Raw genomic sequence first — 9,719 nt, forward strand, 5'->3', positions numbered from 1 at the left:
CACTCTGCGACACACACGATCAGAAGAGGAACAACCACATGTCCCAACACGGCAACAACAGCAAAGCCCTCTCCGACGACGATCAGATGGCGCTGATCTGGATCGCCCCACTCGCAGCCACCATGGCTCTCGGATCCGCAGGCCTGTGGTGGTCGACGGCAATCGCCTGGCTGGTCGAGCACTCCATTCTGATCGCCAGCGAGGCATCCCCGATGGTGCAGATCCCAGCATCGGACGGTGCCGGGCTCGACGGTCGACGACTGATCATCGCTCTCGCCGTCGTCGTCGCCCTCGGTGCCGTCGCGATCAGCGCCGGCCGCTCGGCCTACTCAGCCCGACAGGCTCGACTGCACCGAGGAGACCGGGGATGAGAACGAAAGCCACCAGTGGTCGCCGCGCAGAACTACGCGCGATCGCGAGCAGAGAATCGTTCACGATGCCGCTCGGTCAGTGTGTCCGAGACAGCAACTGGGCCGCCCGCGAAACGGCGGTCGCAGAGCTGCTGCAGTCACGGATCCCACGTCTCGAACGGCGCCGGAAAGCAACCGTCGCTGCAGCGCATCTCCTCGAATCGTGCGAGACCTGCCCGCTCGCGGCCTTCGTCGCATGCCGCACAAGAGCCGAGGCAGATAGCTATACCGGCGTCGCGGCAGGCGGACTGTACGACCGAGGAACTCTCATCACCGAAGAAAAACGACCCGACGGTCTGGACGCGATGCACTCCCGCGAGGTAGTGTCCCCAACATCTGATGTGCGGTCTGACCAACCGCATCAACTGAAAAGGGATGCACCATGACTGACGTCGACGTGGTTTCGCGTACGCAAAACAATCTTTCCCCCGCACTGTGTGATGCAGTGCCCGATAGCAATACAATGAATCCTGACCGGAATACCGGTTCATGGAGTCGCTCGACGACGTCGAGGGGTGGTTCCTTCGGCCCGACGAGCGACGGCAGTGACGCTGCGCGTGCGCGACGTCGCTCCACTCCCGCGGCGGGATCTAACAGAACATCCCGCCGCGGGAGTGCCTCGTCGGTACCCTCCGGACCCGCCCGCCGCCACCTGCTGTCGTTGCGGCTCGGCGGTATGCCCGACCAAATGATCCTCGATCTCACGAAGCTCAGCCTCAGTGATGTGGAGACAGTCGCCAACCACAAATGCTTCGAGACCACCGCAAGCATCTCGAAAGCTATTCTCGACGTCACCTTCCACCCCACCCGGGGACGGGCGATGACCTTAGGTGTCGGAGCTCAGCGACGGATCCGGGCCCTCGTCGCGATGGGCTACTCGGTGCAAGCGCTGTCCGAACTGACCGGGCTGTCGGTGCCCAAGCTTTCGACGTTGCCATCGGATCAAGTTGTCCCCAGTGAACTCTGGTCCGTCATCAACGACGTCTACGACCAGATCTCCATGACACCCGGCCCCGACGAGCAGGTCCGGAATGCAGCCCGTGAGCAGGGATGGGCGACGCCTCTTGCTTGGGACGATGACGAAATCGACGACCCCCGAGCACGTCCACATTCGCCCCGAGGCATCCGCGGCGTGGACGAGGCGGCCGTCTACCGTCGCCTGTGCGGCGAATGGAGACTGCCGCTCACTCTTGCAGAGCAAGCCGAGATCGTAGGAATTTCGCTCCGTCGGCGGTGGTCAACCGAGCACCTGGCCGACGTACTCGGAATCGATCTCGACTCAGCGGTGAAAAAGAAGGTCCGCTACCGTGCCCGGATGGCCGTGCACGCCGCTCGCTCCGATGGTGAACGAGAAGCCGATGTTGCGTAGCGACTACGTCAGAAGTGTCGTGGTCGCTCTGGCGGCAGGCGTCCTATGGGCCTTGATCGAGGCGTCGTCGGCATCCTGGGCCAGCACTCAGGCATCAACTGCTGCGACTGTCGGCCGCGTCTCGATTGTCGCGATAGCAGTGATCGTCGGGGTAGCTCTGTCGGCCGCGCTGCGGACCACCGTCATCGCGGTGTGTGCACGGGTCGAGATCTCCGTCGACGAGGCGGCGCTGGGGACGAAAATTCCCGTCATCGTCTCCGGTGTCGTGTGGGGCGTCATCTCCGCTTTCGTCAGTACTCCGACGAGTGCGCCGCCGGCGGCAATGCTGTTCTTGGCTCTGGTAGTGCCCTGGATTGCGTGGATCGACCAACGCGTGCAACGGATTCCGACTGCTCTTGCGTATCTGGCCGCCAGCGGAACTGCAGCAATGATCTTGCTCACCGGTGTCGTTCACGGCACCTGGGGCGCGGTCGGTCGCGCCCTTCTGGCCGGCCTGGCCGCCGGCATATTGTTCTTCGCGCTTGCAGTGCTTCTGCGCGGCGGAATCGGTATCGGCGATGCGCGACTGGTGGTCTCGCTCGCGATGGTCCTAGGCTACGTCGGCTGGACATCCCTCGGTGCGGCGCTGGTGTTCTCGATCCTGACGGCTTTCGTCGGAGTGATAGTCGTGCGGGTCCTTCGAGCGATCAGATCCGAGCCTGCACGGTCGCATATCGCGCTGGGCCCGTACCTCGCACTCGGCACCGCGCTCACTCTCGTCGCATCCTGATCCGCCTGCGCGCAGTTGCGTCCTGCTTTTTCTTCCCTCCCCGAACTCGACAGCTCCCGAAGAGGTGATTGCCATCATGGCGAAGACACATCAGACCGCATGGACAGCCATTGCCGCAGCCGTGATGGTCGCTGTGGCGGCCGCGGCTGCCGTGGTGATCACGACGGATCACCACGAGGCCGACACTGCGCCACCACCACCCCAGGTCTTCCACGACGTCATCACCGTTGCGAGCCTTCTCGACGCCCTGCCCGTCGTCGACGATATCGACAGCACGGCCAGGTGGCCCGACGGTCAGCGCTTGGCGGAACTTCTCGTGCGGCCGCCAGGCAGCGATCACGGATGCGACACCAGGAACATCGCATTGGCAGCGGAGCTCGAGGCCGTCACATTCGCTGCCGGAACGGACAATTGCGTTGTGGCACAGGGCGTGTTGAATGATCCATACACCGGTGTCACCGTCGAATTCGATGCAGCATCTGAGAAAGATGCTGCAGCAAGCGATTACGTCTACCCGCTGGACGCGGCGTGGGCGTTGGGTGCTGCTGCATGGGCACCCGAACAGCAGCAACGCTTTGTCAGCGACGTACAGACCAACATCATCGTCGCCAGCGCGCAGGCAGTTGAACATCGAGCCCAACGTGGGCTTTCTCAGTGGCATCCGAGCAACGACGACCTCGCATGTGCATTTGCGGCGAAATATCTTCGTGTGGCGCAGACATACGCCTTGCCCATCACCCGCGGTGATGCTGTCGCGGCCACGCAACTCTGCGGTCTCGGCAACACCGCGGTGACAACTGCGGGCGAGACCGAACCGGCGAACTGACCACACGATCGGCCACACAAATCTCCTCCCCAAGAGGAAATGAAAGTCCCTCGCACACAACATGAAAGAAGGAATCTCATGCCCAAGACCGCCGACCAGGCCGATGCAACCACCCGCGAGATCCTCGGCCCGCAGTTCACCGCAATGCGCAACCTTGTCGAAGCAGCCGAGAACAGCCGGCAGAAGGCCGAAGCAGTCGCCAAAGCGCAGGCCGAACATGTCGACTCGACCGCCGAATTCATCGTGGCCTACGACGCCGCCAAAGCTGCAGGCTTCACCACCGCCCAACTGAAGAAGGGCGGCTACGTCCGGCCATCACTGAAGGGAGTCGCAAAACCGGCCACCAGCAAGAAAGAACCCACGCAGACCCCGCCGGCAGAAACCGCCGCCACCGGCGGCGAACCCCACGGGCACGACAGTGGGCAGCAGAACCATGCCGCACCGGCGTCGGAGGAACACCGGAGTGATCACCACAACGAGCACGGCGAGCACGACGCCATGGCGAGCTGACATGACATCCCGTCGACAACCAGAGGGGGCTGTGCGATGAGCACCGACCGAACCGACGCGATCACCCATATCGAGCTGGCCTGCGACGTCTGCGCGCTGGAACCCAGGGACGGGGGAGCGGGACCGCGGGGCGCATGGTGGGCGGTGGCCATGAAAGATTGCTGCGCCGGCGGACAGCTCATGGCCCACCTCGCGTGCGACGAGCACTTCTTCGATCTGATTTCACAGAAGCTGCCCGGCGTATGCACGAGTTGTGGCCACCTGAGCCGGACCCTGTCCGACGTCGTCGATGTCGCATGGACGATAGGAACCGGAACCGACCTGCCCGGCCGGCCGGGACGATGACCCAAGCTGTCGCACTGCTCGGTGGAGGCGTCCGCCGAGCGTGCACTTGCTGCAGCGCTGTCGAATACTTCGGCGGCGCTGCAGGTCGAGTCGGTACCGCCGCCCCCCGCGGGGCCGCAGTACCGACTCTGTATCCGGGACCGCAAGACCCCCTCCGGGTGAGGTCCGATGTCCTCCGCGCGCCGTAGTCGTAACCGCGTCACCCCAGACGGGGGCGCGTTCGACCCCGATCGAGGATCCAGCGGAGAGCTGGAGAAGAAGCAAGGGGTGGTGCTCCCGCACGCATCCTTCGCCGACCGAGCCGCGAATCGCGAGCATGCCCGCGGCCTCGATACCGACATCGAAGGACTGCCCGGTCTGACACGCGCGCGCCGCGACCTCGAACGCGCCTTCCCCCGCAACACCGCCGCGCCGATCACGAACGAACGAAAAAGACGTTCGCTGCCGGCCGCGATCGAACTCCGTCGAAGCCTCAGCGCCCGCCAGCGCAATGCGCGATCAGCCACCAAAAGGACTGTCGAGCAGAGCGTTCCCCGAGCCCAGCACCGTGCGATGAGCACACTGATCGGAGATCCAGAAAATTGGAAACGCACCAACGACGCATTGTCCGATGTCAACGGTGATGCAGTTCGGCTCGACGACGACCAGCGCCGCCACATCCAGAGAGTCGACCGCGCAATCCAGCGATACGAGCGTGAGTCCGGACGTGGACACCTGGTCTACACCGTTGTGAGCTTGCCCCACGCCGTCATCCATCCATCCGAGCTACCCGAGACCCTCTCACCCGGCTCGGTCATAGCTTTCGACCGCTTCACCGGCGCCCGCCACTCGATCCACGAACTCGACGCACACAGCCATCCGACGGACGCCGTATTCGAGATCCAAACAACACGAGGGCTGTACCTCGGAGCATCGGACAAGGGCGACGACACGAGCCACCTCCTCCCACGGGGCACCCGCTACCGAGTCGTCAACTCGCACTTCGTCCCCTACGAGCGACCAGGTCAGAGGGTCAGGGAAAGGCTCGTCGTGCAACTCGAAGACATCGACACGGACTGACCATCAGCGAAAGGAACAAACAGACATGCCCACCGAAAAGGCCTCACCGCCACCACACCGACGAGAACGCCGCGCACCATGGCAATTTCATCCAGACATCATGCCGCGCGCCGACTTTCGCGCCGTCCAAGCCGAAGACCCCCAGACCGGACCCATCGACGGAGCCATCGACACCGGCGAAGAATCGGAATAGAGACGGTCACTTGTCATGGGCCCTGCGCGATCGGATGCTCTCGTCGAGCCACTCCGCACCATGATGACGGCCACAAAACGTGATACGCGCCCAAAACAAACCTCATCGGTTGCTTCTAACGTAGCCAGGGTGGAGCATACGAGTCATGCCTGTCTCTGAACTTCTGCGCCTCGGCAATGCTCGACCAATCGTCCGATGGGGCGACCCTGTCCTGCACACATCGGCTCGACCGGTGACCGACTTCGGTCCTGATCTGCAAAGTCTGCTTGCCGATATGTTCGCGACCAATACTGCTGCGGACGGTGCCGGCCTCGCCGCTCAGCAGGTAGGCATCGACCTTGCGGTGTTCATCTACGATTGCAGTGACGAGACCGGGACACGGCGAACTGGTGTCGTCTGCAATCCGGTAGTCGAACTCGCCGAAGGAAACGATCGACACCTCATCGATTTCGGTGAAGGATGCTTGTCCCTCCCCGGCGCATACACCGACCTCGCACGGCCAGAGTTCTCTATCTGTCGAGGACAGGACCAGTACGGTAACCAGATCGAACTCAACGCAGGCGGCACGCTCGGGCGTTGTTTCCAACACGAAACCGATCACATCAACGGTATCGTTTTCGGCGACCGCCTCTCGAAGCGCAAACGTAAACAGCTCTATCGTGACCACGAGACGGTCTCTGAGCAGTACAGCAACGATTGGCCAACACGATAGATTCTGCTCCGGAAGCAGTGACCGCTCTGCTCCGCCTACCCACCCGGTGACGTCAAGACCTTCACGAAGCCTGACATTCATCTACACGAAACAGTAGGTCGAACCCTCAACGCATCCATGGCTCGCTATTGCACGGCAACGGACCATATGGTCTTGTATCCTGGGCTAGGGAACAGGAGTTCGGGGAACATATGCCTTACGCAATGGCTGCGGCGTCGCTACGGGCCGCGATTCCAGAGGTAGTGACGGCGTACAGAACCACTTTGCTACGCGAGAATAGTCCCCTCGGGATCAATCCGGGGGTGTGGTCACAGTGCCGCCGCCAAGCACTGGCAATCCTCAACGAGTGCGTAGATGCATTAGGCCTTCCCACGTCTTCGACTACTCGGTCGGCGATTCCAGACGAGTACACCCGGTTGCTCGGCTCGCATCGAGCCCTACAGGCAATACCGGCTTCGGAGTCCGTGCGAGCTGTGGAGATTCTGTGGTCATCCCTTGAGCCTGCAATAGAGCTGGCCGCCAAAGAGGCACCCTTGACACACCGACCTGGGGTCTGGAGACGCATCAACGCCGCTTTTCGCCTTGCTGCCGGTGGCCGCCTTCACACGGGCATGCTCAGCTACGAGGAGACCCGAGGCCATTTGAGGGACAGGCAACTTCGAGTGCTTGAGGCCGCGTCAGACGCATCTTTGACCAACCGGGAGCTTGAAGTCTTGGAGGCTGTGGCGTTCGCGATGACCAACCGGCAGATCGCTCGCACTCTGAATATTTCAGAGCTCACAGTCAAGCGGCATCTGTCCAACGCCTATCTGAAACTTGGGGCGTCGTCCCGTATGGACGCGTTGCACAGGCTATTCGGCAGCCGCATCTAGCGGCCCGCAATTTCATACCGCGCGCACCAGGAGGGTGCCGAGCATCGCGAGGTTTGCTGCGTACTGGGTGGCCATGAAAGCGCGGTACCCGCAGCGCCGTGCCTTCAGGTCATAGTCGTTCGCCCGCGCGCATAGCGCCATCACCCAGAGAGCTCCAGCAGTCAACGGCAATGTTCCGAACAGTGCGAGCGGTGCCCATAGCAGTGAGGCGATCGGTGCGCATACTCCAACGACAGTCGTTCCGAATATGGCCAGCCGCCGTGCAGAGCTGAGTCCACGTTGCGCTGCCAGAGTGCGCCTCCCACCAATGGCGTCCCCGTGGGCATCGGATAGGTCCTTCACGACCGCTCCCACCAACGCCATCCATGTTGCCATCGATGCGCAGAAGACTTGTTCCGTACGCCCAAATCCTCCGCCGCCGGCGGCCGCTCCGGCAGCATAACTTGCCCAGCCGAGGCCGAATATCACTACAGAAGAAGACAAACTCCAACGCTTGGCAGCCAGTGGCGGTGCCGAGTACACCCACCCAAGCGTCAGGAAGGCGAAGGTCCAGCACCACATCTCGCGCCCCGCAACTGCAGCCATCAGCAGGGCTGTGATCGCCGTAGCCACGCTGACCCACCGGGCTGTACGGACTGCCAGTTCCCCCCGCGCAATCGGTCGCTGCGACGCGTTTGCCACATCCTCAAGGACGTCAGTCACACCATTGAACAAGTACGTCGATATCACGACGGCCCACCAGGTCAACGCGCCGGCCGCTAATTGTCCGACACCGACAGGCCCTGCAGTCGCTGATACGCCGGCAATTCCAACCGCGAATCGAAGCAGATAGACACCTTGGACCTGCGGTCTGGCCTCCACGAAGCACAACCATGCATTTCTTGCGGGACTCGACGCGCCCCCAGGACGACCTACCTGTGTGCCGTGCTTGACCGACTCACACCGATACGACCACCCATCTGACACAGCCGGAGCCTAGCTGTCGCAGTGCACGAAGGTTTCTGCCCGGACTTGTCTTCGCTAAAACTACATCCAAAGTTGTAGTTTTCTGAGGTATTACCTACTCCCTTCGTGCCACAAAGGGGACCAACGTATTCGCTGCTAGGCAGACTCGACTGGTACCGAAATGCACAGCAGGCGTACTGCAACTCTCCGAGTAAGCGAGGACCATGAGCAATCCGTTCGACGATGAAGACGGCAGCTATTTCGTTCTCACCAACGAGGAGGGGCAGCACTCTCTCTGGCCGGTCTTTATCGACGTCCCGGCCGGTTGGTCAAGAGTGTTCGGCGAGGCCAAGCGGACTGCTTGTCTGGAGTACGTCGACACCCACTGGACCGATTTGCGCCCCAAGTCACTCGCCATTGCTCAGGCCGAAAACCGCAGCCAGACAACTAATGTCGGACCAACTATGCGGCCGGGAACGACCAATTCGGTTGAGGGCATCCCAGCCGATGCCTACCACAACGAAATTAGGTCGTAGCTCGATGGGAGCACAGTCAGGCTCGTCCGTCGCGGACGTTGTTGGGGTCGGTTTTGGACCCTCCAACCTCGCTCTCGCGATAGCTCTTCAAGAGTCCATCCAGCCCGGACCGGTGCCGGCAAAGTTCAGCATGAAGTTCTACGAGCTCCAGCCTCGTTTCGGCTGGCACCGTGGGATGCTCATGGAGGATGCGACCATGCAGGTCTCTTTTCTCAAAGACCTTGCCACCATGCGCAATCCGATGAGTCGGTATACGTTTGTGTCCTACCTCCGAGAGAAAGAGAGAATTGCTGAGTTCATCAACAGCAAAACTCTCTACCCACTGCGGGTGGAGTTTCATGACTACCTGGAGTGGGCAGCTAGCCAATTTCAGTCAAACGTCTCGTACGGGTCCGAGATCAAAGACATCCGACCAGTAGTCGAGAATGGCGTGGTGGAGTACGTCGATGTAGTCGGCCCAGATGACGTTGTTCAGCGGGCGCGGAACATCGTGATCGGAATGGGTTTGACGCCTCGACTTCCCGATGGTGTCAACAGATCTGAGCGGATCTGGCACAGCTCCCAACTGCTGGGCAGAGCAGCCGCAGTTACATACGTCCCTCAAAATTTTGTCGTCGTGGGCTCTGGCCAAAGTGCCGCCGAAGTTGCTGACTACCTTCATCGGACTTTCCCTCGCGCCAATGTGCACACCGTCCTGTCCCGCTACGGCTACAGCGTCGCCGATGACAGCCCGTATGCGAATGGAATTTTCGATCCGGAGGGAGTTGACCGGTTCTTCTCCGCTCCGACCGACGAGAAGCAGAGGCTCCTCGAATACCACGCCAACACCAATTACTCAGTGGTCGATCTCGATATTTCACAGTCGCTGTATCTCAAGAGCTACCAGGAGAAGGTCCTGGGCAAACAGCGGTTACGGATGATCAACACCTCGCGCGTCACATCCGTCGACGAGGACACAGACGGCGTACGGGTCGAGGTCACATCCTCGGCCACCGGTCTGACCCATACCATCGAAGCAGACGTGATCGTCTACGCCACCGGCTACCGGCCAAGTGACCCGGCACCGCTACTCCAGGTATCGGTGTACACCCTCACGTGATGGTCCCCGTACAACCTCATATGTAGGTGCTCGGCGAGTCCTGTCGTAACTCGCCCACGACAAGGGCCACCCTT

The 9,719-nt window shown here is 61.5% G+C and carries 13 protein-coding genes; 12 read left to right on the forward strand and 1 reads right to left on the reverse strand.

The annotated features are described in order from the left end of the window. Positions 1-38 precede the first annotated feature (38 nt). The 10 genes from CH249_RS13915 to CH249_RS28440 all read left to right on the forward strand — a co-directional run bounded on the left by CH249_RS13915 (position 39) and on the right by CH249_RS28440 (position 7,065). Positions 39-371, forward strand: coding sequence for a hypothetical protein (locus CH249_RS13915; protein ID WP_015586153.1), 333 nt, complete (start codon positions 39-41; stop codon positions 369-371). 859 nt (positions 372-1,230) lie between these two features. Continuing rightward, positions 1,231-1,779, forward strand: a complete 549-nt coding sequence (locus tag CH249_RS13925) for a hypothetical protein (RefSeq protein ID WP_141215466.1) — start codon at positions 1,231-1,233, stop codon at positions 1,777-1,779. After that, entirely contained in the window at positions 1,769-2,548 is a 780-nt protein-coding gene (locus tag CH249_RS13930) for a hypothetical protein (RefSeq protein ID WP_015586156.1), read from the forward strand. The genes CH249_RS13925 and CH249_RS13930 overlap by 11 nt, the downstream gene beginning before the upstream one ends. A 76-nt stretch (positions 2,549-2,624) precedes the next feature. Beyond that, positions 2,625-3,374, forward strand: coding sequence for a hypothetical protein (locus CH249_RS13935; RefSeq protein WP_015586157.1), 750 nt, complete (start codon positions 2,625-2,627; stop codon positions 3,372-3,374). A 78-nt stretch (positions 3,375-3,452) separates the two neighbouring features. Next, positions 3,453-3,884: a hypothetical protein gene (locus CH249_RS13940; RefSeq protein WP_015586158.1), complete on the forward strand. Its 432-nt coding sequence runs from the start codon at positions 3,453-3,455 to the stop codon at positions 3,882-3,884. 36 nt (positions 3,885-3,920) lie between these two features. Then, complete coding sequence (locus CH249_RS13945; protein ID WP_015586159.1) at positions 3,921-4,229, forward strand: hypothetical protein; 309 nt, start codon at positions 3,921-3,923, stop codon at positions 4,227-4,229. A gap of 168 nt (positions 4,230-4,397) precedes the next feature. Further along, entirely contained in the window at positions 4,398-5,288 is an 891-nt protein-coding gene (locus CH249_RS13950) for a hypothetical protein (protein WP_015586160.1), read from the forward strand. 25 nt (positions 5,289-5,313) lie between these two features. After that, complete coding sequence (locus CH249_RS27900) at positions 5,314-5,481, forward strand: hypothetical protein (protein WP_155289036.1); 168 nt, start codon at positions 5,314-5,316, stop codon at positions 5,479-5,481. Between the two features lie 145 nt (positions 5,482-5,626). Then, positions 5,627-6,193 (forward strand): peptide deformylase, encoded by a 567-nt coding sequence (def, locus tag CH249_RS13955; protein ID WP_015586162.1) that lies wholly within the window; start codon positions 5,627-5,629, stop codon positions 6,191-6,193. Positions 6,194-6,804: 611 nt separating this feature from the next. Beyond that, complete coding sequence (locus CH249_RS28440) at positions 6,805-7,065, forward strand: helix-turn-helix transcriptional regulator (protein ID WP_080730074.1); 261 nt, start codon at positions 6,805-6,807, stop codon at positions 7,063-7,065. Between the two features lie 12 nt (positions 7,066-7,077). Here CH249_RS28440 and CH249_RS13965 read toward each other — a convergent pair whose 3' ends face one another. Then, complete coding sequence (locus tag CH249_RS13965) at positions 7,078-8,031, reverse strand: UbiA family prenyltransferase (protein ID WP_080730065.1); 954 nt, start codon at positions 8,029-8,031, stop codon at positions 7,078-7,080. A 203-nt stretch (positions 8,032-8,234) separates the two neighbouring features. On the opposite strand from CH249_RS13965, the gene CH249_RS13970 reads away from it, so the two are divergent. Together CH249_RS13970 and CH249_RS13975 are read left to right on the forward strand one after the other, a co-directional pair. After that, a complete protein-coding gene (locus CH249_RS13970; RefSeq protein WP_015586165.1) occupies positions 8,235-8,546 on the forward strand; it encodes an MbtH family protein in 312 nt (103 codons plus the stop codon). 4 nt (positions 8,547-8,550) lie between these two features. After that, positions 8,551-9,645: a SidA/IucD/PvdA family monooxygenase gene (locus CH249_RS13975; RefSeq protein WP_094683353.1), complete on the forward strand. Its 1,095-nt coding sequence runs from the start codon at positions 8,551-8,553 to the stop codon at positions 9,643-9,645. The last annotated feature ends 74 nt before the right edge of the window (positions 9,646-9,719 follow it).

The sequence above is a fragment of the Rhodococcus sp. 05-2255-3B1 genome (genome assembly GCF_002258545.1).
Lineage (GTDB): Bacteria > Actinomycetota > Actinomycetes > Mycobacteriales > Mycobacteriaceae > Rhodococcoides.